Annotated in this window: 21 protein-coding genes; 10 read left to right on the forward strand and 11 right to left on the reverse strand. The window is 71.5% G+C overall.

Annotated elements, in window-relative coordinates; all coding sequences use genetic code 11:
- Positions 1-141: 141 nt before the first annotated feature.
- Both OG352_RS03710 and OG352_RS03715 read right to left on the reverse strand, forming a co-directional pair.
- Positions 142-1827, reverse strand: coding sequence for a peptide-N4-asparagine amidase (locus OG352_RS03710; protein WP_329214268.1), 1686 nt, complete (start codon positions 1825-1827; stop codon positions 142-144).
- An 87-nt stretch (positions 1828-1914) separates the two neighbouring features.
- A complete protein-coding gene (locus OG352_RS03715; protein ID WP_329214270.1) occupies positions 1915-2658 on the reverse strand; it encodes a L,D-transpeptidase family protein in 744 nt (247 codons plus the stop codon).
- Between the two features lie 272 nt (positions 2659-2930).
- On the opposite strand from OG352_RS03715, the gene OG352_RS03720 reads away from it, so the two are divergent.
- From OG352_RS03720 to OG352_RS03735, 4 genes are all read left to right on the forward strand, one after another.
- A complete protein-coding gene (locus OG352_RS03720; RefSeq protein ID WP_329214272.1) occupies positions 2931-4823 on the forward strand; it encodes an ABC transporter ATP-binding protein in 1893 nt (630 codons plus the stop codon).
- Positions 4820-6601 carry an ABC transporter ATP-binding protein gene (locus tag OG352_RS03725; RefSeq protein WP_329214274.1) on the forward strand — a complete coding sequence of 594 codons (1782 nt, stop codon included), beginning with the start codon at positions 4820-4822 and terminating at the stop codon, positions 6599-6601. Before OG352_RS03720 ends, OG352_RS03725 begins: the two co-directional genes overlap by 4 nt.
- Positions 6602-7069: 468 nt before the next feature.
- On the forward strand, positions 7070-7540 hold the full coding sequence (locus OG352_RS03730; RefSeq protein WP_093781420.1) for a DUF5709 domain-containing protein: 471 nt from the start codon (positions 7070-7072) through the stop codon (positions 7538-7540).
- 63 nt (positions 7541-7603) lie between these two features.
- Entirely contained in the window at positions 7604-7861 is a 258-nt protein-coding gene (locus OG352_RS03735; RefSeq protein ID WP_329214276.1) for a type B 50S ribosomal protein L31, read from the forward strand.
- A 74-nt stretch (positions 7862-7935) separates the two neighbouring features.
- On the opposite strand, the gene OG352_RS03740 is transcribed toward OG352_RS03735, so the two are convergent.
- Positions 7936-8730 (reverse strand): metal-dependent hydrolase, encoded by a 795-nt coding sequence (locus tag OG352_RS03740; protein WP_329214278.1) that lies wholly within the window; start codon positions 8728-8730, stop codon positions 7936-7938.
- Positions 8731-8875: 145 nt separating this feature from the next.
- Between OG352_RS03740 and OG352_RS03745 the strand changes: the two genes are divergently transcribed.
- Positions 8876-11389 (forward strand): DEAD/DEAH box helicase, encoded by a 2514-nt coding sequence (locus OG352_RS03745; protein WP_329214280.1) that lies wholly within the window; start codon positions 8876-8878, stop codon positions 11387-11389.
- Between the two features lie 79 nt (positions 11390-11468).
- Positions 11469-12332, forward strand: coding sequence for an acyl-CoA thioesterase (locus OG352_RS03750; protein ID WP_329214282.1), 864 nt, complete (start codon positions 11469-11471; stop codon positions 12330-12332).
- 36 nt (positions 12333-12368) lie between these two features.
- Here the strand turns inward: OG352_RS03750 and OG352_RS03755 are convergent, their stop codons facing one another.
- Both OG352_RS03755 and OG352_RS03760 read right to left on the reverse strand, forming a co-directional pair.
- Positions 12369-13325, reverse strand: coding sequence for a DUF6397 family protein (locus OG352_RS03755; protein WP_329214284.1), 957 nt, complete (start codon positions 13323-13325; stop codon positions 12369-12371).
- A 139-nt stretch (positions 13326-13464) separates the two neighbouring features.
- On the reverse strand, positions 13465-13878 hold the full coding sequence (locus OG352_RS03760) for a roadblock/LC7 domain-containing protein (RefSeq protein ID WP_329214286.1): 414 nt from the start codon (positions 13876-13878) through the stop codon (positions 13465-13467).
- 119 nt (positions 13879-13997) lie between these two features.
- On the opposite strand from OG352_RS03760, the gene OG352_RS03765 reads away from it, so the two are divergent.
- Positions 13998-14426, forward strand: a complete 429-nt coding sequence (locus OG352_RS03765) for a PPOX class F420-dependent oxidoreductase (RefSeq protein WP_329214288.1) — start codon at positions 13998-14000, stop codon at positions 14424-14426.
- Between the two features lie 21 nt (positions 14427-14447).
- Here OG352_RS03765 and OG352_RS03770 read toward each other — a convergent pair whose 3' ends face one another.
- From OG352_RS03770 to OG352_RS03790, 5 genes are all read right to left on the reverse strand, one after another.
- On the reverse strand, positions 14448-15053 hold the full coding sequence (locus OG352_RS03770) for a GTP-binding protein (protein WP_329214290.1): 606 nt from the start codon (positions 15051-15053) through the stop codon (positions 14448-14450).
- Positions 15054-15197: 144 nt separating this feature from the next.
- Positions 15198-15608 (reverse strand): DUF742 domain-containing protein, encoded by a 411-nt coding sequence (locus OG352_RS03775; RefSeq protein ID WP_329223700.1) that lies wholly within the window; start codon positions 15606-15608, stop codon positions 15198-15200.
- A gap of 33 nt (positions 15609-15641) precedes the next feature.
- On the reverse strand, positions 15642-16079 hold the full coding sequence (locus tag OG352_RS03780; protein WP_329214292.1) for a roadblock/LC7 domain-containing protein: 438 nt from the start codon (positions 16077-16079) through the stop codon (positions 15642-15644).
- Entirely contained in the window at positions 16076-18661 is a 2586-nt protein-coding gene (locus OG352_RS03785; protein WP_329214294.1) for a sensor histidine kinase, read from the reverse strand. The genes OG352_RS03780 and OG352_RS03785 overlap by 4 nt, the downstream gene beginning before the upstream one ends.
- A 48-nt stretch (positions 18662-18709) precedes the next feature.
- The gene (locus OG352_RS03790; protein ID WP_329214296.1) at positions 18710-19504 is read right to left on the reverse strand and encodes an MHYT domain-containing protein; all 795 of its coding nucleotides are present in this window, start codon (positions 19502-19504) and stop codon (positions 18710-18712) included.
- A 152-nt stretch (positions 19505-19656) separates the two neighbouring features.
- Between OG352_RS03790 and OG352_RS03795 the strand changes: the two genes are divergently transcribed.
- Positions 19657-20256: a class I SAM-dependent methyltransferase gene (locus OG352_RS03795; protein ID WP_329214298.1), complete on the forward strand. Its 600-nt coding sequence runs from the start codon at positions 19657-19659 to the stop codon at positions 20254-20256.
- A 99-nt stretch (positions 20257-20355) separates the two neighbouring features.
- Here OG352_RS03795 and OG352_RS03800 read toward each other — a convergent pair whose 3' ends face one another.
- A complete protein-coding gene (locus OG352_RS03800) occupies positions 20356-21252 on the reverse strand; it encodes an oxygenase MpaB family protein (RefSeq protein ID WP_329214299.1) in 897 nt (298 codons plus the stop codon).
- Positions 21253-21350: 98 nt separating this feature from the next.
- Here OG352_RS03800 and OG352_RS03805 point away from each other — a divergent pair, with 98 nt between their 5' ends.
- Both OG352_RS03805 and OG352_RS03810 read left to right on the forward strand, forming a co-directional pair.
- Complete coding sequence (locus OG352_RS03805) at positions 21351-21689, forward strand: hypothetical protein (protein WP_329214302.1); 339 nt, start codon at positions 21351-21353, stop codon at positions 21687-21689.
- Positions 21690-21826: 137 nt separating this feature from the next.
- Positions 21827-22801: a hypothetical protein gene (locus OG352_RS03810; protein WP_329214304.1), complete on the forward strand. Its 975-nt coding sequence runs from the start codon at positions 21827-21829 to the stop codon at positions 22799-22801.
- Positions 22802-22809 lie beyond the last annotated feature (8 nt).

A 22809-nucleotide genomic window follows, 5' to 3' on the forward strand; every position in this document is an offset into this window, starting at 1 on the left:
AAGTCAAGGACGGGGACTTCTGCGATACGGAAAGCGGCTTCCGTGGCGATCACTTTGGAGGTGCCGTTGATCGCACGCAAGACCGTCGCGTTTCCGCAAGGTAAATCCCGTCACGAGTGACGCATCGCACGCAACTCCGTCTCAGCAGCCGTCGCGGTCCTGGGCCAGCACCCCCTGAACGGTGGTCAGCCGGCGGTCGTGGCAACCGTCCGGGCCGACCAGCCGGTAGCGCTCGCTCGTCGTGCCGACGGCGTGGCGCTGATCGCGGGGCACGTTGACGGTGAAGGTCGCGTCACCCGTGTAGGTGTCGTCGAGCCGCGACCACCCCGTGCGCCGGCCGCCCCGCACCGTCACGGCGTCGGCCCGGTCGCCGAGGGTCAGCACGGTGCGCAGCCGGCCGTCCGTGCCGAGGGTGGTGGTGCCGTTCATCGTGTACGTCCGGTGGGTGCGCGTCGTACGGGCCGGTCCGCGGCCGTCGACGGTGACCGACTCGTCGTCCGTCCAGGCGGCGTCGAGGCCGTCGACGGTCTCGCCGTCGGTCCAGCGGTGCGCGGAGGTGGTCGCGAGGGTGCGGGTGACGGTGGTCCGCACGCGCCCGTGCGAGGTGTCGAGGTAGCCGGCGACGGCCAGGCGGTGCCCGCCCTCGGTGTCGACGCGGTGCTGCGTGCCGGGCGTGTAGACGGTGGAGTCGGTGAGCCCACCCGCTTCGTGCGTGACGAGTCTCCCGCCGACGACGGCCTTCCCCGGGTCCTGCCAGACGAGCACGTTGACCGGTGTGCTCCAGCCGCTCTGCCCCGCGGGCACACCGACGACGGACACTTCGACGCGGTGCGGGCGGCCGTCGTTGAGGATCCCGGCGAAGGGGGTCAGGTCGTATTCGATCGGCTTGATGTCGAGAGCGCGGGGGCCCGGGATCACGTACCAGAGAAAGGGGTTGGACCAGCCGCCGGTCCAGACGGTCGGGAAGGGAGTGGCGATTCCGGCCAGCCGCCCGTCGACCTTGACCTGCACCTCCCGGTAGGGGCCGTCGTCGGCGTGGCAGGAGTACGGCGCCGCCGCGGGCACGGTCAGGTACCAGTACTCCTCGCACCCGCCGCCGGAGCCGGTGGCGTACACCTCGGCGACGACGCGTTCGCTGTTGCGGGGCGTGGTGAGGGTCTGGCCGTCGGGGCCGTCGGCCAGGGTGAGGACGCGGTCGGGGGCGGCGGCCGGTTTTCCCTCGTAGAAGGTGAGGGTCACCTTGACGTCGATCACGCCCGTGTAGGTGTCGTCGACGACGTTGCCGATGAGCATCTCCACGTCCTGGGCGTCGCGGAACGTGTCGCTGTAGCGGGTGACGTCCTTCTCGACGGACCACTCGATCCCGTCGGGCGACGGCTCGGGCGTCGAGGTACGGAAGACCTCCACCCCGCCGACGCGCAGATAGCCCAGCCGGTCGAACTGCCGCCCCGCGACCTTGCCGTCGAGCCGCAGCACCACCTTGCTCCAGCGGTCGCCGCAGCCGTCCGGCGGGGTGTACGAGCCCCGGTACGGCGTGAAGTCCCGGAAGCGCGCCTCGGCAAGGGTGACCTGGCAGGACTTGCTGTCGGGCGGGGTCACGGGCGGGGCGGCGGTGAGGGGGTCGTGCCAGTCGCTGCCGAACTCGGCGGGAACCTCGCCCGACACGGACGTCGGGGACGTCGGGGAGGTGGCGGATGCCGGGGAGGTGGCGGCTGTCGCGGAGGCGGTGGATGCGGAGGCGGCCGCCTGTGGCGCGCCGCCCCCGAGAACGGTGCCCGCCAGGAGAATCGCTCCGATGAGCATGGACATGACTATCCGACTTCTCATGGCCGGTGTTCTACGGCGAGTTGCCCCTCCCCCGCAATGAGGCATCCGGGCGCCTCCCGCCACCTCCTGACTCCTCCGCCGGAAGTGCTAACCCTTCAGCGCGGCCCTGTCTCCCATGAGCACCACGGGATGCTGATCCGGGTCGAGCGTGCGCAGCAGGTATTCCATCGCCGCCTTGGACAGGCTGACGCAGGCCGACGTGCCGCTGCCGTGGTCCATGTGCAGCCAGATCCCGCCACCCTTCTCCTCGCCCTCGGGTTGGGTCGGATCGTCGGGCGGCGTGCCCTTGACGCGGTTGTAGTCGATGGCGATGACGTAGTCGAAGTCGTGCCAGTGCGAGCGCTCCCACCAGTGCGGCGCCCCGAAGTCCTCGGACTGCGTGTACGGCAGCCTGGCGCCGGGGTCGTCCAGGACGCCGCCCGCGGCGGTGAGCGTGAACACGCCGACAGGGCTGCGGTTGTCGCCGAGGTGGTGGTCGGCGGTCCAGCCCTTCTTGCCGTTGTGCCCCGGCCAGCTCCGGACCCGCTCCCAGGCCGTGCCGCGCTTGGCGTAGAACACGACGGTGGCGTCCGCGGAGTCCTTTCCGTCGCCGTACACCGCCAGGACCTGGCGTGATCCAGCGGGAATCCGCCCTTGCAACCGGTCCCCGACGCCCGGGAGGCGGGTCGCCGCGGCCGTGCTCGACGGGGTGCCGCCGCCTTCGGCACCCGCTCCCGCCGTACCACCTCGCCTGTGTTCCGTGCCCGAACCACCACAGGCGGCCAGGGCCGCGAGCAGAAGACCACAGGTCACCGTCGCGGCCCCGACGCGCCGCACCTCGCCATGTCGCATCGGGCCATGCTCGCATCACTTTCCGGTCATTTGCGGCAGATTCCGGACATCCGGGCCGCGTCGATGGCTGCCGGATCCGGTCGCCGCAGCGGAAAACAGGTTGATTTCCACCACGCTGCGACGCGAACCTTGCACGGTTTGTTGCCGCTCCCCGCGGGCCTTCCCGCACATCCACTCCCTTGTCTCCCCCTCCCCCTTCCCCCTCCCCGACCCCCGCCTCTCTCCGCCCTCCCCGCCTATCCCCCTCCCCTGACTCGAGCCACTGGGACGTCATGCAGATCCAAGACCTTCCGTACCGCGACCCGGGTGTGCCGGACGCCCGCTCGGGCCCCCGCTTCCTGTGGTGGCTCGGCCGCAATCAGTTGGGCGGCCAGCTCAAGGCCCTGGCCTGGGGGCTGCTGCACTTCGTCGCCGTCTCGGCGCAGCCGTTCTGCGTCGGATTCGCCGTCGAGGCCGTCGTCGACCGCTCCGGTACCCGGCTCGCCCTCACCGGCGGGCTGATGGCCCTGTGCGGTGCCGCCACCGCGATCGGCGACACCTTCCTGCACCGCGCCGCCGTCACCAACTGGATCACCGCCGCCGCCCGGGTCCAGCAACTGCTGGCCCGCAAGGCCTCGCAGCTCGGCTCCGCGCTGACCCGGCGGGTCGCGGCCGGTGAGGTGGTGGCCGTCTCCACGGGCGACGTCGAGAAGATCGGCTGGTTCGTGGAAGCCGTGTCCCGCTTCACCGCCGCGGCCGTCACGGTCCTGCTGGTCTGCGTCGGCCTGGTCGTCTACCAGCCGGCCCTCGGCGTGGTCGTCGCCGTCGGCCTGCCCGTCGTCGCGCTCGCGGCGCTGCCCCTGCTGCCCGCGGCGACGCGACGGGCCGACGTCCAGCGCGAGAAGGCCGGACGCGCCACCGAGCTCGCCTCGGACACCGTGGCCGGCCTGCGGGTGCTGCGCGGGATCGGCGGCGAGGAACTGTTCCTCGACCGCTACCGCAGCGCCTCCCAGGAGGTCCGGCACGCGGCCGTGCGCAGCGCGCGCATGTGGTCCCTGATCAGCGCCATCCAGGTGCTGCTGCCCGGCCTGCTGCTGATCGCGGTCGTCTGCTACGGCGTCCACCTGGCCCGCGAGGGCCGCATCACCGTCGGCGAACTGGTCACGGTCTACAGCTCCGTCATGGTCCTGGCCTACCCCCTCAGGCACTTCGAGGAGATCGCGATGGCCTACTCCTTCTCGCGTCCGTCGGCCAAACGTGCCGCACGCGTGCTGTCCCTGGAGCGGGTCACCGACGTCGGCGGATCGCGCGCGGCCGACGCTCCCTCGGGTGACCTGTACGACCCCGCCACCGGCCTGCTCGCCCCGGCCGCCCGGCTCACCGCCGTGGTGTGCGGCGACCCGGACGTGGCCGGACAACTGGCGGAACGGCTCGGCGGACACCCCCCGGAGGACAGCCCGTCGGTGCTGCTCGGCGGCGTCCCGCTGGACGAACTGCCGCTGGACTGCGCGCGCACGGCCGTCCTCGTCCAGGACAAGGACCCGGTGCTGCTGTCCGGAACCCTGCGCGACCTGCTCGACGTACCTGCCTCGGGTGAGGTCGACGCCGGTGCGGCGCTCGCCGCCGCCCAGTGCGGGGACGTCCTCGACGCGCTCGTCCAGGGCTCGTTGGACGCCGACGACCCCTTGGACGCCCGCATCACCGAACGCGGCCGGTCCCTCTCCGGTGGCCAACGGCAACGGCTCGCGCTGGCCCGCTCCCTGTACACGGACCCCGAGGTGCTCGTCCTGGACGAGCCGACCTCCGCCGTCGACTCGCACACCGAGGCACGGATCGCCGAAGGGCTGCGCGAACTGCGCGCGGGGCGCACGACGGTCGTGTTCACCTCGTCCCCCCTGCTGCTGGACCGGGCCGACCGGGTCGTGCTCGTGCACGAGGGCGAGGCCGTCATGGTCGGCGTGCACCGCGAACTGCTGCACACCGAACCCCGGTACCGGGCCGTCGTGACCAGGGAGACCGACGACGAGGCCACCCTGAACGGCGTGTTGAAGGACCTGGAAGACGGCGAACGCCAAGCCGACGGACTCACGGCCGGCGAACTCGAAGCCGACCGTCTCGAAGCCGACACACTCACAGCCGACAGTCTCGAAGACATCGAACGCGAAGAGATCGAGGAGACCGCATGATCGGCGTGGCGCCACCCGCGTTCGACCCGGCGGCACCGACGACGGCGAACACCCTGCCCGTCGGCGCCCCCGCGACCGTACGCGCCTACGTGGCCGAACTCCTGCGCCGGCACCGCCGCGCCTTCCTGCTCCTCCTGCTCGTCAACACGGTCGCCACGGTCGCCTCGATGGTGGGTCCGTGGCTGCTCGGCGATCTCGTGGAGCGGCTGTCGGACGAAGCGCGCGAGCTCCATCTCGGCTTCACCGCCTCGCTGTTCGTGCTCGCCCTGGTCGTCCAGGCCGCCTTCGTACGGCAGGTGCGGCTGCGCGGCGCGATGCTCGGCGAGCGGATGCTGGCCGACCTGCGCGAAGACTTCCTCGTACGGTCGGTCCGACTTCCGCCGGGTGTGCTGGAGCGGGCCGGGACGGGCGACCTGCTGTCCCGCATCACGACGGACATCGACCGGCTGGCCAACGCGATGCGGGAGGCCGTGCCCCAGCTCACGATCGGCGTGATGTGGGCACTGCTGCTGCTCGGCGGGCTCGTCGTCACGGCACCGCCACTGGCGCCCGCCGTACTGGTCGCGGTGCCGCTCCTGGTCGTCGGGTGCCGCTGGTACTTCAAGCGGGCACCCGCCGGCTACCGCTCGGAGGCTGCCGGGTACGCCGCCGTGGCCGCCGCCCTCGCCGAGACCGTGGACGCCGGCCGCACCGTCGAGGCCCATCGCCTGGGCGACCGCCGCGTCGCACTCTCGGAGCAGCGCATCCAGCAGTGGACCGCCTGGGAGCGCTACACGCTGTGGCTGCGGTCGGTGCTCTTCCCCGTCATCAACCTCGTGCACGTCACGGTGCTCGGCTCGGTCCTCATGCTCGGCGGGGTGTTCGTCCTGCAAGGCTGGATCGGGGTCGGCCAACTGACGACGGGCGCGCTCCTGGCCCAGATGCTCGTCGACCCGGTCAACCTCATCCTGCGCTGGTACGACGAGCTGCAGGTGGCCCAGGTGTCGCTGGCCCGCCTCGTCGGAGTGCGCGACATCGAGCCGGACGGCGGGGACTCCGGGCTGGCGCCGGACGGCCGCGACGTGCTCGCCGACCGAGTCCACTTCGGCTACCGCGAGGGCGTCGACGTGCTGCGCAAGGTGTCCCTGGAGGTCTCCCCCGGGACCCGGCTGGCCCTGGTCGGCCCTTCGGGCGCGGGCAAGTCCACGCTGGGGCGGCTGCTCGCCGGGATCTACGCGCCGCGCGACGGCCGGATCACCCTCGGCGGCGCCGAGCTGTCGCAGATGACCGCCGAACGGGTCCGCTCGCACGTGGCGCTCGTCAACCAGGAGCACCACGTCTTCGTCGGCTCCCTGCGCGACAACCTCCGGCTCGCCCGCACAGGCGCGGGGGACGCCGAGCTGTGGGCGGCGCTGGGCGCGGTCGACGCGGCCGGCTGGGCACGGGCACTGGACGACGGCCTCGACACCGAGGTCGGCTCCGGCGGTGTCGCGCTCACCCCGGCGCAGGCCCAGCAGATCGCGCTGGCCCGCCTGGTGCTGGCCGACCCGCACACGCTGGTGCTGGACGAGGCGACCTCGCTGCTCGACCCGCGTGCCGCCCGCCATCTGGAGCGGTCCCTCGCCCGCGTCCTGGACGGCCGCACCGTCGTCGCCATCGCCCACCGCCTGCACACCGCCCACGACGCCGACGTCATCGCCGTCGTCGAGAACGGCCGCATCAGCGAGCTGGGCAGCCATGCCGAGCTGGTCGCGGCGGACGGAGCCTACGCAGCACTCTGGCGGTCGTGGCACGGGTGAGGAGAGAGGGGGCCGGCACCGAAGGGCGGTGCCGGCGCGAGGCCTGAGACCGGTGCGGGTCCGGGGCCAGGTCCGGGTATCACGGTCGGCACTGGTGCCTGTAGGGCGGGTGGCGGCGCCGTAGATGGTGGTCCTGGCACTGGTGGCGGCACCCTCGGGAGAGCCGCCGTGGGTGGCGGCGTACGCGCCGGGAGCGGAGTAGGCGACCGGGCCCGGGGCGACGCTCAGGGGCATGTGGGCAGCCGCAGGTCGAGGGCCCGACGCTCCGGCCGAGGCGACCCGACCCCGGCCCGGTGCGTGCTTTGGCGTTGCGCGGTCCCGAAGCGGAGTGGAACGCTGGATAGCGTCACCCGCGCGGGAGGCAGCCGGACACCATCCGGAACACGCCGCGCCCGGCCGGTGCTCCGTCCGGCGGTATCCCATCGCCGACCACGGAGAGTACGGGCCCGTCACCCCCTGGAGGTACCCGTGAACAGCGCCGACGGATGGGGAGACGACGTCTACCAGCCCGACGCGTCCGACATCCAGGAGGACGCGGGACTGCTCGACGTGGAGGACACCCTGGAGAACGACGGCGTCGGGGACCCCCTCGACCGCGGCTGGTCGCCTCCGGACCGCCCCTGGGCCGTGGAACACACCGGTGTGACCGCCGCGGAGCGCCGGCAGGGGGAGAGCCTGGACCAGCGGCTCGCGGAGGAGCTCCCCGACCTCGACGTCCCCGACGGTGACGGCCTCGGCGACTGCGACGGCACCGACGGGGAACTCCTCGACAACGAGGTCGGCGCCGCCCGCTCCGGCCGGCTCGTGGCACCGGACGAAGGCGTCCACGAGGACGAGGAGAGCGCGCTGATCGCCACGGACGTGGGCATCGACGGCGCGGCCGCCTCCGCCGAGGAGGCCGCGATGCACATCGTCGACGAGGACGCCCTGTCCGGTTGACCCGCCCGCGGCCGGCCCGGCCGTTCCCGGCCCGTCGCCGCCTCCACTGCACGAGGAGCACGCATGCAGCAGGACAAGCAGCCCGACTACCACCCGGTCGTGTTCCGCGACCGCACGGCCGGTTACGCCTTCCTGACCCGGTCCACGGCGACCAGCGACCAGACCATCGAGTGGGACGACGGCGAGACCTACCCGGTCGTGGACGTGGAGATCTCCTCGGAGAGCCACCCCTTCTACACGGGCACAGCGCGCACCGTGGACACGGAGGGCCGAGTCGCCCGCTTCGAGCGGCGCTACGGCGACGGCGGGGCGATGACCTGAACCGGCACCGACACCGCTGTCATCGCCGTCATCGCCGCTGTCACACCGGCCGGCAGCACCCGTCGCATCGCCCGTCAGATGTAGTTGAGGGCGGCGGCCCCGCCCACTCCCCCGAGCACCATGAACACGGGCATCAGCACCTTCAGCTCGACCCAACTGCCCGCCCGGAACCGCATCACCTTGGGCGGACCGATCGGGTACCAGCGCCTGCGCCCGATCGGGATGGGCCACAGGACCGGGCAGCCTGAGACGGTCAGCGCGTCCCCGATGTCGTGCACCAGCGCTCCCAGCACGATCGGCAGCCCCAGCCACAGGTACTCCTGGCCCGGGTCCGTGAACAGCCAGCCCGAGCCGTTGCCCGGCTTGTCCAGCACACCGGCGAGGATCCACGCGCTGGTCGCGGCCAGCAGCCACACCAGCACGTCGCTGCTGGAACCCCGGGCCGCCCGCCACAGCAGGCCCTCGATCGCCAGCACCATGTGCACGAAGAGGATCGCCAGCACCGCCCAGCGGCCCCCGGTGATCGCCAGCGCCGAGGCCCCCCCGCCGATCATGACCGCCCACAGCCAGGTATGGGTGAGCGTGCGGTGCCCACCGGAGCGACGCGGGTCGCCCTGCTTCCTCGTGGACTTGTAGACGGCGTAGGAGAGCTTGTCGACGATCTCGCACAGCCAGCGCGAGACGGGGCCGAAGGCCCGGGAGATCGTGGCGGCCTTGTGGTCGAGGTCCGGGGCGAGTGCGGCGCCGGCGCAGATCAGCGCACCGACGAGCACAACCGGCCAGGGCATCGTGTGCCCGGCCGCCGCGGCGGCCGCACCGACGCCGAGCCAGGCGGCGGCGCCCGACAGTGAGTGTGCTGGTCCCATCATGGCCGTTGCCCGCCCTATTCCTCGTGTGCCGCTGTCCAGTTGACCGGGTGCGATGACGCTCCGTCGGCGACACAGCGTAGCGGTCGTGATCTTCGGGCCGGCAGCCGATTCCCCCATCAAGGGCGAGGGCAGGCAAGATGGGGTCGTGACCCTCATCGATCAGTTGCCGCCGACCGCAGATCCCGACGCCCTGTACGAAGCCTTCGAGTCCTGGGCGCAGGAGCGCGGTCTGACGCTGTACTCCCATCAGGAGGAGGCGCTGATCGAGGTGGTCTCCGGGGCGAACGTGATCGTGTCGACGCCCACCGGCTCCGGCAAGAGCATGATCGCGGCGGCCGCGCACTTCGCGGCTCTCGCCCGCGACGAGGTCACCTTCTACACGGCCCCGATCAAGGCACTGGTGTCGGAGAAGTTCTTCGAGCTGTGCAAGATCTTCGGCACGGAGAACGTCGGCATGCTGACCGGCGACGCGTCCGTGAACTCCGACGCCCCCGTCATCTGCTGCACCGCCGAGGTCCTCGCGTCGATCGCGCTGCGCGACGGCAAGAACGCGGACGTCGGCCAGGTCGTCATGGACGAGTTCCACTTCTACGCGGAGGGCGACCGCGGCTGGGCGTGGCAGATCCCCATCCTGGAGCTGCCGCAGGCGCAGTTCGTCCTCATGTCGGCCACGCTCGGCGACGTGTCCTTCTTCGAGAAGGACCTCATCCGGCGCACCGGCCGCCCCACCGCGGTGGTCCGCTCGGCGACCCGGCCCGTACCGCTGTCCTACGAGTACCAGTACACGCCGATGACGGAGACGCTCACCGACCTGCTGGCGACGAAGCAGGCGCCCGTCTACATCGTGCACTTCACGCAGGCGCAGGCGGTGGAGCGGGCGCAGGCGCTGATGAGCATCAACATGTGCTCGCGCGAGGAGAAGGAGCAGATCGCCGACCTGATCGGCAAGTTCCGCTTCACCACGAAGTTCGGCAGCAACCTCTCGCGCTACGTACGGCACGGCATCGGCGTCCACCACGCCGGGATGCTGCCCAAGTACCGACGGCTGGTGGAGAAGCTCGCCCAGGCCGGTCTGCTGAAGGTGATCTGCGGTACGGACACGCTGGGCGTGGGCGTCAACGTGCCCATCCGCACCGTGCTGTTCACGGCACTGACCAAGTACGACGGCAACCGCGTGCGCACCCTGCGGGCCCGTGAGTTCCATCAGATCGCGGGTCGGGCCGGGCGGGCCGGCTTCGACACGGCGGGCTACGTGGTCGCCCAGGCGCCCGAGCACGTCATCGAGAACGAGAAGGCGCTCGCCAAGGCCGGCGAAGACCCGAAGAAGCGTCGCAAGGTGGTGCGGAAAAAGGCTCCGGAAGGCTTTGTGGGCTGGACGGAGAACACCTTCGACAAGCTCATCGAGTCGGATCCGGAGCCGCTGACGTCGCGTTTCCGGGTGACGCACACGATGCTGCTGTCGGTGATCGCCCGGCCCGGCAACGCCTTCGAGGCGATGCGACACCTGCTGGAGGACAACCACGAGCCGCGCAAGCAGCAACTGCGGCACATCCGGCGCGCGATCGCGATCTACCGCTCGCTGTTGGACGGCGGGATCGTCGAGAAGCTCGACGAACCCGACGGCACGGGCCGTGTCGTCCGCCTCACCGTGGACCTCCAGCAGGACTTCGCGCTGAACCAGCCGCTGTCCACCTTCGCGCTGGCCGCGTTCGAACTGCTCGACCCGGAGTCGCCGTCCTACGCGCTCGACATGGTCTCCGTCGTCGAGTCCACGTTGGACGATCCGCGGCAGATCCTGGCCGCCCAGCAGAACAAGGCGCGCGGCGAGGCGGTGGCCGCGATGAAGGCGGACGGCGTCGAGTACGAGGAGCGCATGGAGCGTCTCCAGGACGTCACGTACCCGAAGCCGATGGAGGAGCTGCTCTTCCACGCGTACAACACCTACCGCAAGAGCCACCCGTGGGTCGGCGACCACCCGTTGTCGCCGAAGTCCGTCATCCGTGACATGTACGAGCGGGCCATGTCCTTCACGGAGTTGGTGTCGCACTACGAGCTGGCCCGCACCGAGGGCATCGTGCTGCGCTACCTGGCGAGCGCCTACAAGGCCCTCGACCACACCGTCCCCGACGACCTCAAGTCCGAGGATCTGCAGGACCTGATCGAGTGGCTGGGCGAGATGGTGCGCCAGGTCGACTCGAGCCTGCTGGACGAGTGGGAGCAGCTCGCCAACCCGGCGGAGATGACCGCCGAGGAGGCCCAGGAGAAGGCCGACGAGGTCAAGCCGGTCACCGCCAACGCGCGCGCCTTCCGGGTCCTGGTCCGTAACGCGATGTTCCGCCGTGTCGAGCTCGCCGCACTCGACCACGTCAACGCGCTGGGCGAGTTGGACGCCGAGTCCGGCTGGGACGCCGACGCGTGGGGCGAGGCGATGGACAAGTACTGGGACGAGTACGACGACCTCGGTACCGGTCCGGACGCCCGGGGTCCCAAGCTGCTCGTCATCCAGGAGGAGCCGCAGAACGCCCTGTGGCGTGTCCGCCAGATCTTCGACGACCCGAACGACGATCACGACTGGGGCATCAGTGCGGAGGTCGACCTCACGGCCTCCGACGCCGAGAGTCGCGCGGTCCTCCGCGTCACCGCCGTCGGCCAGTTGTGACCAGCGAAACAGGCTGCCAAGCAGGCGGCCGAGTACGTACAGAACAAGGCATGGCAGAGGGCACAGGAGAAGCACACCGATGACGAATCCGGCCGAGAGACTCGTCGACCTGCTCGACCTGGAGCAGATCGAGGTCAACATCTTCCGTGGCCGCAGCCCGCTGGAGTCCCTGCAGCGGGTCTTCGGCGGCCAGGTGGCGGGCCAGGCGCTGGTGGCGGCCGGGCGGACCACCGACGGCGACCGGCCCGTGCACTCGTTGCACGCGTACTTCCTGCGCCCGGGCCGGCCGGGTGTGCCCATCGTGTACCAGGTCGAACGGGTGCGGGACGGGCGGTCCTTCACCACCCGCCGGGTCACCGCCGTGCAGCAGGGGCGCACGATCTTCAATCTCACCGCCTCCTTTCACAAGCCTGAGGAAGGTCCCTTCGAACACCAACTGCCGCCGCGCGATGTCCCGGACCCGGATTCCCTGCCGACGGTCATGGAGGAGGTCCGGGAGCATCTGGGCGCACTGCCCGAGCAGTTGGAGCGCATGGCGCGCCGACAGCCCTTCGACATCCGGTACGCGGACCGGCTGCGCTGGAGCGCGGAGGACGTCAAGGGTGCCGAGCCGCGCAGCGCGGTGTGGATGCGCGCGGTCGGGCCCCTCGGCGACGATCCGCTCGTCCACACCTGCGCCCTCACGTACGCCAGCGACATGACGCTCCTGGACGCCGTCCGCCTCCCGGTCGAACCCCTGTGGGGTCCGCGGAACTTCGACATGGCGTCGCTGGATCACGCGATGTGGTTCCATCGGCCGTTCCGCGCGGACGAGTGGTTCCTGTACGACCAGGAGTCGCCGATCGCCACCGGCGGACGAGGGCTGGCCCGTGGGCGCATCTACGACCTGGAAGGGCGCCTGCTGGTGTCCGTCGTCCAGGAGGGGCTCTTCCGGGCGCTGTAGCTGCCGTTGCCGTGCATCACACGGACGTCACGTGCGTCACGTGCTTCGGCGGCGGCGCAGCCGGCTCAGCAGGCCACGTGTCGGCCGACCCGGCTCGTCGCGCCCGTCAGGCGTGTCCGGTCGCGGCGCCGGGTGTGTGGGGGCCGGTTCCGGCAGGGAACTCGATGCGCCCGGGTTCGGCGGAACAGGTGTCGACCGGAACGGTTTCGGCGAGGGGCGCGGCGCGGGCTGGTCGGCACGGGCTTCTTCCAGGGTGCGTTCCAGGTCGGACCTCAGCCAGGCGATCTCGTCGGGGTCGTCCGCCGTCATGATCTTCTCGGCGAGGTGCGCACCCGGCGTGCCCGGGGTGCCGTGGGCCGGGGGTCCGGGGCGGAACCGGTTCAGGTGGGCGCGTTCGTAGGGGTCCTTGACGATCTCCGCGACCTGGAGCGGGTCGAGGAACCCGGCCAGGACTCCGGCGTGCTGCCAGGGGCCGTCGGCCTGGCGGAGCAGGAAGCCCAGGTGGCGTCCCCGCCAGTTCCGGGCCCGCAGGTCGACGCCTGCGGCCAGTTGACTCCGCAACGTCTCGGGTGTCCGGCCGGTGAGCAGGAACGAGTTGGTCTTGTCGGCGGCGAACTGCCGCAGTTCGTCGGCGAGATACATCCAGACGACGGCCCGGTACCGGTTGAGATAGAACCTGACGGGCACCACCAGTCCCACCCGTGCGAGGCGGGTGAACCGGGTGGGTGGCACCTCCAGGATGGCGGCTCCGTCGCCGGTGCCCACGGCCAGCACGCTCTCGCGCAGTGCCTCGGGGAAGCCGGGTTCCGAGCGCAGACGGTCGATCTCCGTGCGGGGCACCCGACGGCCCCCTCCTCCTTCGTCAGGCGTGGTCCTGATGCGCCCGAGGTGCACGGCGAGGTCGAACTCGGCTCGCTTCAGATCCAGTTCCCGCGCCGCCCGACTCGGCGTGCAGGAGACGGAGTGTGGTTGCGTGACGGTGTTGTCGGACATGGCAGATCTCCCCCGTGGAGTGAAGTGGACTGAAGCGGGCCCGCGCTGTCCGCGGTGGCCTCGGAAAAAACCGTAGCCGGAATCGCCGATCTCGTGGCGAGCCTGTGGATAACTCCACGGAGGAGAACAAAAATGCAGGTCAGAGGTCTGTCAGTGGGGTGCGTTCGGGCTGTCGGGCGTCCACGGTGAGGTGTTCACCGACCCGGTTGACGAGCAGGGTCATCTCGTAGGCGATCTGGCCCATGTCGGCCTCCGCCGCGCTGAGCACGCACAGGCAACTGCTGGTGCCCGCGGCGGTGACGAACAGCACCGCGTCGTCGAACTCGATCATCGTCTGGCGGACTCGGCCCGCGCTGAAGTGGCGTCCTGATCCCTTGGCCAGGCTGTGCACTCCGGACGAGACGGCGGCGAGGTGCTCCGCGTCCTCCCGGCGCAGTCCCGTGCTCGCGCCCGCCACCAGCCCGTCGTTGGACAGGACGAGCGCGTGCCGCACATGGTCGACGCGCTCGGTCAGATCGTCCAACAGCCAGCCCAGATCCTGGTCCTGCGCCATGTCCCACTCCCCGTGTGACGTTCCTCGTGTGACGTTCCCCGTGCGAATCTCCGCCTCGCCGGAGAACCTGTCCGCCACCCTTCCCCAGGACCGACCGCCGGAGCAAGGAGGATGGCGGCATGGCACAGAAGATGACCGATGAGGAATGGCGGGCGTTCGTCATGTACGGAACCCGCACCGGAAAACTGTCGACCGTGCGGGCCGACGGAAGTCCGCACGTGGCACCGATCTGGTTCCTGCTCGACGGGGACGACGTGGTGTTCAACACCGGCAAGGACACGGTGAAGGGGCGAAATCTGGCGCGGGACGGCCGGATCGCCCTGTGCGTGGACGACGACCGGCCGCCGTTCGACTACGTGGTGTTGCAGGGCCGGGCCCGGATCTCGGAGGACCTCGACGAGGTCCGGCACTGGGCTGCTCGGATCGCGGCCCGGTACATGGGTGAGCAGCGTGCCGAGGAGTTCGGCGCCCGCAACGGGGTTCCGGGGGAACTGCTCGTCCGCGTCGGGATCGACAAGGTCCTGGCGCAACGGGACATCGCCAACTGACCTGGGCCTACGGCGGCGCGGTCAGCCCACGGAGTCGAGCAGCCGGGCGGTGTGCATCCGCCCGGCATACTCGACCAGCCGGATCAGCACCTCCTTCCCCGAGTCGCGGTCACGGGCGTCGCACAGGACGACGGGGGTGCCCGGGTCGAGGTCGAGGGCGCGCGAGACGTCCTGGGCGCCGTATGTCCGCGTGCCCGTGAAGCAGTTGACGGCCACCACGAACGGGATGTGCCGGTGCTCGAAGTAGTCGACGGCGGGAAAGCAGTCCTCCAGGCGCCGGGTGTCGGCCAGGACCACCGCGCCGAGAGCCCCCTGCGACAGTTCGTCCCACAGGAACCAGAAGCGGTCCTGGCCCGGCGTCCCGAACAGGTAGAGGGAGAGGCCGGAACGGATGGTGATCCGGCCGAAGTCCATGGCGACGGTCGTCGTGACCTTCTGGTCCACGCCGTCGGTGTCGTCCACCAACTGGCCGGCTTCGCTCAGCAGTTCCTCGGTGCGCAGCGGCTTGATCTCGCTGACCGCGCCCACCATCGTGGTCTTGCCCACGCCGAACCCGCCGGCGACCAGAATCTTCAACGCCAGCGGGGCCGTCTCGCCGTCCGTGGCGTCGGAGTGCTCGGAGACCATGGATCACTTCTCTCGGGAGAGTTACGGGAGCGTACGGCTTCGGCATGTGCGCGAAGCCGGCAACATGACAACGGGGGCCGTCTTCCGCCGGATTCGACCGATTTCAGCCGGGTTCGATCACGATCTGACCGATGGAGCGTTCGTCTACAGCGCTCGCAGCCCCTCGATCACCTCGCGCAGAATCCGTTCGTCGGGCAACTGCGCGGGCGGGACCGGACGGCTTACGGTGACGCAGCCGAGTTCCAGCAGGTCGCCGAGGAGCACCCTGACGACGCCCACGGGAAGGTCCGCGCCCGCCGCGAGTTCGGCGACGGACTGGGTCTCGGTACGGCAGAGATCGATGAGGGTGCGGTGTTCCGGTCCGAGCGCCATGCCGTCCGTGCCGGGCGCACCCGGGTCCAGGGTGACCAGGGCGATCAGGTCGAAGCGCACTCCGGTGGGGCCCGGCCTCGTGCGTCCGCCCGTCATGGCGTAGGGGCGGACGAGCGGGCCGGCCTCGTTGTCGTACCACTGGCTGCCGAGCCCGCGCGGGGCGCCGGTTCTGTCCTCGATCATGTCCTCGGTCATCTGCGCGGGTCGCTCCTCGGCTCATCCGGCGGTGGGCGGCCGCGCGGCGAGGCGGGTCGGCGTGTAGAGGTGCTCGCCGACCCGCTTGACCAGCCGCGCCATCTCGTAGGCGACCAGGCCGATGTCGGCGGTCACGGCGGTGAGGACGGCCAGGCAGGAGCCGTCGCCCGCGGCGGCCACGAACAGGAAGCCGTCGTCCATCTCCACCATGGTCTGGCGCACACCGCCGGCGCCGAAGTGCCTGCCGGCGCCCTTGGCGAGGCTGTGGAAGCCGGAGGCGACGGCGGCGAGGTGCTCGGCGTCCTCACGCCTGAGGTCGCTCGAGGCGCCGACGGCGAGGCCGTCGTTGGACAGCACCACGGCGTGCCGTACCTCGCTCACGCGCATCACCAAGTCGTCCAGCAGCCAGTCGAGTTCGCCGGACCGCTGGGCCGACCTCGTGCTCGGGTCCTGGATCATGCGGGGTCTCCTTCACTGCTGTCGCTGCCCGGTGGATCCGGGGCGGCTGCGCGGCCGGGTTCCCTGCCGCCGCCTCGGGTCCAGCCAGCCCGGTACGCGGCCATCCGGTCCCGTACGACTTCGGGGGTACGTCCTTCGTCGCCGCGCGGACCGGGTGCCCGGGCCGGTTCTTCCTGGAGCGGGCGGCGCAGTTGCGGGGCGAGACTGGCCTGCCGCACCCGGCGCGGGAGGCCGTCCGAGCCTTCGGAGTCGTCCGGGAGGCGGTGCAGGCGCAAGGTGGTGACTCCGGGAGGCGGGGGGTCGGCTGCCGCCGGTTCGGCGGCGGCCCGTACGGGGGCCACCAGCGCGGGGCGGGCGGCGGGCGCGGGGACGGCTTCCTGCTGCCGGTCGGGGGCCGGGCGTTCGGGCCGGTCGGGGCGGTTTGGGCGGTCGGAGGCATGCCGGTCGGCTGCTGCCACGCGCGCGTACTCGCGTTCCGCGGACTGCTGCGCCTGAGCCTGTGCCTGAGCCACCTCGCGGGCGGAACGTTCCGGCTTGCCGCTGTGCAGGAGGGGCGTCGGCAGCAGGACGACCGCCGTGGTGCCGCCGTAGGGCGAGGTCCGCAGGTGCACCTTGATGCCGTGCCGGGCGGCGAGCCTGCTGACCACGAACAGACCGAGCCGGTCGCTGTCGAAGAGGTCGAGCGCCTCGGACTGCGCGATGCGCCGGTTGGCCTCGGTGAGGGTCTCCTTGCCCATGCCGAGGCCCCGGTCCTCGACCTCGACGGCGTATCCGTTGCCGACGGGTTCGCCGGTGACGCGCACACGCGTGTGCGGGGGCGAGAACTGGGCGGCGTTCTCGACGAGTTCGGCCAGCAGGTGGGTGAGGTCGGCGACGGCGGTGCCGATGACGCCCGCTTCCGGGAGCTGACGTACCTCCACGCGCGCGTAGTCCTCGACTTCGGAGACGGCCGCGCGGACCACGTTGGTGAGGGACACCGGCATGCGCCAGGCCCGGCCCGGCGCCGCCCCGGAGAGGATGATCAGGCTCTCCGCGTGGCGCCGCATACGGGTGGTGAGGTGGTCGAGCCGGAAGAGGTCGCTCAGCTCGTTCGGGTCGTCGGAGCGGCGCTCCATGCTGTCCAGGAGGCTCAACTGACGGTGTACGAGGACCTGGCTGCGGCGCGCGAGGTTGACGAACACCCCGGAGATGCCGCTGGCGAGTTCGGCGCGCTCCACGGCGGCGCGCAGCGCGGCGCGGTGCACGGTGCCCAGCGCCTCGGCGACCTGGCCGGTCTCGTCCTCGGCGGGAGGTCCGGGCGGGGCCTCCGCGCGGACGTCGATCTCCTCCCCGGCGCGCAGCTTCCGCATGGCGTCCGGGAGGCTGCGCCGGGCGATCTCCAGGGCGCTGTTGCGCAGGCTGACCAACTCGATGACGAGTCCGCGGCCGATGCGCACGGAGATGACGAGCGAGGCGACGACGGCGGCGAGGCCCAGCAGGACCGCGGCGCCGGCCGCGGTGAGCAGACCGCGGGTGAACGGGTCGGCGCGGTCGGCGACACCGCGTCCGGCGTCCGCCTCGATGGTCCGCATCGCGTTCTGCACGCGCGCGTGGGCCTTGTCCCAGGTGCCGGCCGAAGCAGCGGCGATCGCCTTCGCGCCGGGCCCGTCGGCCAGCACCCTGTCCTCCGCGGCGACCAGGGCGGCGTAGGCGCTGCCGGCGGCGAGGCGCTGCCAGGCGGTGCGTTCGGGGCCGCGCAGGTCCGCGACGGCCGATTCCGTCAGGGTGCGGCGCGTGGCGACGGCGCCGGTGAACCGGCGCAGTCGCTCTGCGTCGAGTCCCCCGGCCTGGCGCGCGCCGGCGAGCACGACGTCCTCCTGGGACAGGGCCTCTCCCGCGCGGGAGAACTCGAGCAGCACGCGCGCGTCGGAGCCGAGTTCGGCGTCCTGGATGCCGGAGAGGGCGCCGCCGACCGAGAAGGCCGCGGAGATCGTGCTCGTGTACCGGCCGTAGGCGTCCTCCCAGCCGGTCTTGCCGTCGAGCACTGCGGTCCGCAGCGAGGTGAGTCCCTCGGCCCCGGAGACGAAGGTCTCGAGCCGCTGGGCCACTCCTGTGGGCAGTTCCTGGCCGTCGGCGACGGTGCTGTGGTCGCCGAGCCGCAGCTTGGCCACCGCGAGGTCCGTGCGTTCCGCGAGCTCCTTCAGGTCACCGTCCTGCCCGGGGGCGGGGGCGGTCGCGTACCGTACGGCGGCCGCCCGTTCGGTCTGCAGGGCGGCCACCGCGGCTGCGACGGGGGCGCGGACCTGGGAGTCCACGCGCTGCAACTGGCGCAGTCCGGAGACGTCCTGGGCGGTGCTGACGGTGGCGTACGCCCACAGCGCCAGCAGGGAGACGACCGGCACCATCAGCAGGCAGACGATCTTGGCGCGCACGGTGCGCGGCCGGATGCGCCAGCCTTCCGCGCGCGGGGGTATCGCGTCCGCCGGTCTGTCCGTGTGTTCGTCCGGCCCTTCGTCGGCCGGGGGTCCGGCGTGGGCGCGTCGCCCGCGCGCGGGGGGCGGCGCGTCGGCGCCTGCCGTGGGGGTCCTACGGGGTGTACGCATGGCCTCCTCGCTCGGAAGCAGGTCGGGGCGTGCCGTGTGCCGGTCGCGTCAGACGGTCCGGGTCTGCTGTCGGCCTACGAGGTTCTCCACCGGTTGTTGTGCCGAGGCGGAGGCCGCGCGCTCCCCCGTGGTGGGTGACAGCGCTACGAAGGCCGAGGTCAGGAAGAGGTAGGACCCGAGGCCGACGGCGAGGGGGAAGATGAACTGCATCGCCGTGGCCCCGGGCAGTGCCTCCCCGGAGGGCGTGACGTGGACGCTCACCGCGAACATCGCGGTGTAGTGCATGCTGCTCACCGCCGCGCCCATGACGAGGGAGGCGACGGCGACCGCGATCGGCGACTTGATGTTGAGTCCCGCCCAGAGGGCCGCGGTGGCCGCGACGACGGCGATCAGGACGGAGACGCCGACGCGCACCGGGTCGTAGGTCACGTCGCCGTGCAGCCGGACCGCGGCCATGCCCAGGTAGTGCATGCTCGCCACACCCAGGCCGGTGGTGAGCCCACCGATCAGCAACGCGCGCGTGCGGTCGCGGCTGTAGCCGACGGCGAAGACGCCGGCGCAGACGACGACCATGGCAACGAGGAGGCTGAACACGGTCAGCGGAACGTCGTAGCGGATGTCGGTGCCGCTGACGCCGAAGCCGAGCATGGCCACGAAGTGCATGGTCCAGATGCCGGTGCCGATCGCCGACGCCGCGGTGATCAGCCAGTTGCGGCGCGAGCGTCCGGTGGCGCCGAGGGCACGCACGGTGCAGCGCAGCCCGAGGGCGGCGCCGATGCAGGCCATCACGTACGACAGCACGGGGGTCAGCCAGCCGAAGGCGGCGTGGTCCAGGTGTCCCATGGCCACGGGACGCTAGCCGGGGCACGGGAGCACAAAGGGGGCGCATTTCGAAAGGTGTTGGAATATGACGCGGAAGTGCGCCGGATCGATCGGGTCACGCTCGAACATGTGCACCGAGGCGTCGTCCATGTCAGTGAGGGATCATGCGGAACATGAGCGACGACCACACACACGTTCAGGAGTTCTTCACCGCCCGCGCCGCGGACTGGGACCGCAAGTTCCCCGACGACGGTCCCGCCTACGCGGCCGCGGTCGGCGAACTCGGTCTGCGCGAGGGGAACCACGTGCTGGACGCGGGCTGCGGCACCGGGCGGGCCCTGACGCCGCTGCGTGCGGCCGTGGGGCCCTCGGGAGTGGTCGTCGGGGCCGATCTGACCCCGGCCATGCTGGAGGCCGCCGTACGGGCCGGACGCGACCGCGACGGGCGACTGCTGCTCGCCGACGTCGCCGCGCTCCCCCTGCGCTCCGAGTCCCTGGACGCCGTGTTCGGAGCGGGCCTCATCGCCCACCTGCCCCGTCCGCAGGAGAACCTGCGGGAGTTGGCACGGGTGGTGCGCCCCGGCGGCACGCTGGCGCTGTTCCACCCGATCGGCAGGGCGGCGCTCGCGGCCCGGCAGGGCCGGCAGATCACCCCGGAGGACCTGCGCGCGGAGCCCAACCTCCGCCCGCTGCTGACCGGTTCGGGGTGGCGCATGACGTCGTACGTCGACGAGGACGACCGTTTCCTGGCCCTGGCCGTCCGCGAGGCCTGAGGGCTCACACGCCTCTGGCGACCGCCTGCGGTGCGGTGCAGGGGGCGGGTCGGGGCCATGTCCCGGGCCGAGCCCAGTTGGCTGCGCGACACGCTCGGCTCACTGGGTGGCTGATCCGTCCGCGTGCCGTACGGGGCAGCCGCCTGCGCCGGGCACGGGGCGGGTGCCCAGGTCGCCCAGCAGGAAGCCGTTCGGGTAGCCCTTGATCTCCCAGTTCTGTCGCGCGTAGTGGGGTGCGCGGCGCGGCGGCAGCAGCCGCACCGCGCGTCCACGCGCGCGTACCCCTCCGCGTACCAGGGCGCGGGTGACGGGGCCCGGAGCGGCGTAGCGGAAGGCCTTCAGGAGCGGTTCGTCGAGGAGGGCGAGCGTGACGCGGCGCAGGACGGGGGCCAGCGGCCTCGGATACCAGGAGGCCATCAGGGTGAGCGTGGCGTCCGAGACCCTTCGCGCACCCTCGTCCCATGCGAAGTGGGCTTCTTCGTAGGCGTCGAGGCAGGCCTCGAACTCCTCGTAGGTCTCGGGGATGTCCTTGATGCCCATGCGGTGCCCCAGGGTTCGGTAGTGCACCGTGCAGGCGACGATCTCGTGGCGGGACAGCCTGCGCCATCCGTAGGCGTCGATCCATCGCTTGGGCATCACGACGAACGTGCAGAGCACGTACCGCATGTCGTCGTTGCTGATGTCGTAGCTGCGATGCATCTGGTTGATGCGACGGACGGCCGTACGCCCCTTCTCGCTGTCGAAGCCGTGCTCGACGACGGCGTCGAGCAGGAGGGAGGTGTCGTCGTAGCGCTTCTGGGAGCGATCGGTGAGTTCCGCCGTTTCCGCGAGCAGTCGCCCGATGCTCGGCACCGCGTAGGTGCGGTACAGGGCCAGTTCCAGGGCGCGGGTGATGTCCCAGGGGAACTCGTAGGCCGCAGTGAGTCGGTAGATCTCGAACGCGTCCTCGTACGGGTCCATCCGCCGGATCTGTTCGAGCCGTTCGAAGCGCTGCACGGTTTCGCTCCCCCTCTGTCGCGGAAACTCCAACTCTAGGTTGAACAGCAGGAGACCCACGATCAGTTGGGGCAACCAGCAGGGGGAAGGCGGCCAGCATGTCAGGCAGGTTCCGCAGAACCTACGAGAGATTCCTCGACGCGACGCGCGCACGGTCGCGTCCGGACGGGGAGGGACGTCCGGACGGGGCACCGCCGCGTGCGGGCGGGAGCGGGAAACGCCCGCACAATCTGTTCGAGGCTGCCGCGGTGTACGTCTCGGCCTGCGCGGAGGACGATCAGGACGGGATCGACGAGGCGGCGGGATGGGTGTCGCCGGAAGCGTTGTCCTTCGGGGTCAACGAACTGGCCTGTCGCGCCGTCATCGCACTCGCCCGAGAGCGCGACGAGTCGCCACAGACCGTGGCCCGCGCGCTCCTCGGACTGCCCACGGCATGACGCATCCCATGGTCGGAAGTGGTCGATTCGCCCCGTCCGGCCGGAAAGCTGCAGCTCCGGGTGTCGGGGAGTCGTGACAAGCGCCTTCCCGCCGCACTAGGGTGCGCGCCGATGGACAAACCGATGGGGAGGCTGGGATGGCCGGGACGGACGAGGACGCCGTCGCCGACGGGGACGACGCGCTCTATGTGCTCACGGCGGTGCTGCTGACGCCGGCGAAGTTCCCGAGCGCGCTGGGCGACGACTACCCGGAGGCCTGTGCGACGCTCGGCCTCCCGCCGCTCGCCGACGGGTACGGGCTGGTGCTGGGGCAGGACGGCCAGGGCGCGCGGTGGACCGTCGTCATCGACGACGTGTCACTGGTGGCCGTCGCCATCGCGTCGTGGGACTGCGGCATGGAGTACGACCTGTCGCCCAGCGAGCGGACGGTCGTCGCCGCGCTGCCCGGCTGGCCGCTGGCGGTCGCCGTCGCGGCTCCGGGCGTACCCGCGCCGCACGACCCCGCCCCCGAGATCGCGGACAGCCCTGCGCTGTCCCCTCCGGACACGGCTACCTGGGGTCCGGCCCAGCGACGGCTCGGGGCCGACGAGATCGCGCTCCGGTGGGCCCTGTGGCGCGAGCAGATCGACGACACCGAGTTCGCACCTCCGCGGGACGGCACCGGGGCGGACTCGGGCACCGAGGTGGGAGACCGAGCCGAAGGGGCCGACGAGGCCGGCGGGTCCGACAAGGCCGACGTGACCGAAGTGGCCCACGGAGCCGACCGGGCCGATGAAGCCGACACGGCCGACAGGTCCGAGGGGGCGGACAGGTCGGGCAGGTCCGAGAAGGACGCACCGAAGGGAAACAGCGGTATCCGGCGTGTCCTGGCCGAGGTGCGCGCCTACGTGGATACCCCGCCTCCCCTCGGCCGCGTGCGCTCTTCGTTCGCTCCCGGTGACGCGCGCACCCTGCGCGCCGACGGCCCGGGCTGGTCGCTGGTGGCCAGGACCGACGACATCGCCTTCGTGCTGCTCGACGAACAACCCGGCGAGGTGGTGCCCGTCGGCCGTGGACCCGAACTGCCCGGCCTCCTGGAGGCGCTCGACAAGATGGCCGTACGACCTCTCTGACCTCCCGG

The organism is Streptomyces sp. NBC_01485 (genome assembly GCF_036227125.1).
Taxonomy (GTDB): Bacteria; Actinomycetota; Actinomycetes; order Streptomycetales; family Streptomycetaceae; genus Streptomyces.

Bases quoted from the DNA above. Each gene is read 5' to 3' on its own strand.
- OG352_RS03710 (WP_329214268.1), bottom strand. From the start codon at position 1,827: ATGAGAAGTCGGATAGTCATGTCCATGCTCATCGGAGCGATTCTCCTG.
- OG352_RS03715 (WP_329214270.1), bottom strand. From the start codon at position 2,658: ATGCGACATGGCGAGGTGCGGCGCGTCGGGGCCGCGACGGTGACCTGT.
- OG352_RS03720 (WP_329214272.1), top strand. From the start codon at position 2,931: ATGCAGATCCAAGACCTTCCGTACCGCGACCCGGGTGTGCCGGACGCC.
- OG352_RS03725 (WP_329214274.1), top strand. From the start codon at position 4,820: ATGATCGGCGTGGCGCCACCCGCGTTCGACCCGGCGGCACCGACGACG.
- OG352_RS03735 (WP_329214276.1), top strand. From the start codon at position 7,604: ATGCAGCAGGACAAGCAGCCCGACTACCACCCGGTCGTGTTCCGCGAC.
- OG352_RS03740 (WP_329214278.1), bottom strand. From the start codon at position 8,730: ATGATGGGACCAGCACACTCACTGTCGGGCGCCGCCGCCTGGCTCGGC.
- OG352_RS03750 (WP_329214282.1), top strand. From the start codon at position 11,469: ATGACGAATCCGGCCGAGAGACTCGTCGACCTGCTCGACCTGGAGCAG.
- OG352_RS03755 (WP_329214284.1), bottom strand. From the start codon at position 13,325: ATGTCCGACAACACCGTCACGCAACCACACTCCGTCTCCTGCACGCCG.
- OG352_RS03760 (WP_329214286.1), bottom strand. From the start codon at position 13,878: ATGGCGCAGGACCAGGATCTGGGCTGGCTGTTGGACGATCTGACCGAG.
- OG352_RS03765 (WP_329214288.1), top strand. From the start codon at position 13,998: ATGGCACAGAAGATGACCGATGAGGAATGGCGGGCGTTCGTCATGTAC.
- OG352_RS03770 (WP_329214290.1), bottom strand. From the start codon at position 15,053: ATGGTCTCCGAGCACTCCGACGCCACGGACGGCGAGACGGCCCCGCTG.
- OG352_RS03775 (WP_329223700.1), bottom strand. From the start codon at position 15,608: ATGATCGAGGACAGAACCGGCGCCCCGCGCGGGCTCGGCAGCCAGTGG.
- OG352_RS03780 (WP_329214292.1), bottom strand. From the start codon at position 16,079: ATGATCCAGGACCCGAGCACGAGGTCGGCCCAGCGGTCCGGCGAACTC.
- OG352_RS03785 (WP_329214294.1), bottom strand. From the start codon at position 18,661: ATGCGTACACCCCGTAGGACCCCCACGGCAGGCGCCGACGCGCCGCCC.
- OG352_RS03790 (WP_329214296.1), bottom strand. From the start codon at position 19,504: ATGGGACACCTGGACCACGCCGCCTTCGGCTGGCTGACCCCCGTGCTG.
- OG352_RS03795 (WP_329214298.1), top strand. From the start codon at position 19,657: ATGAGCGACGACCACACACACGTTCAGGAGTTCTTCACCGCCCGCGCC.
- OG352_RS03805 (WP_329214302.1), top strand. From the start codon at position 21,351: ATGTCAGGCAGGTTCCGCAGAACCTACGAGAGATTCCTCGACGCGACG.
- OG352_RS03810 (WP_329214304.1), top strand. From the start codon at position 21,827: ATGGCCGGGACGGACGAGGACGCCGTCGCCGACGGGGACGACGCGCTC.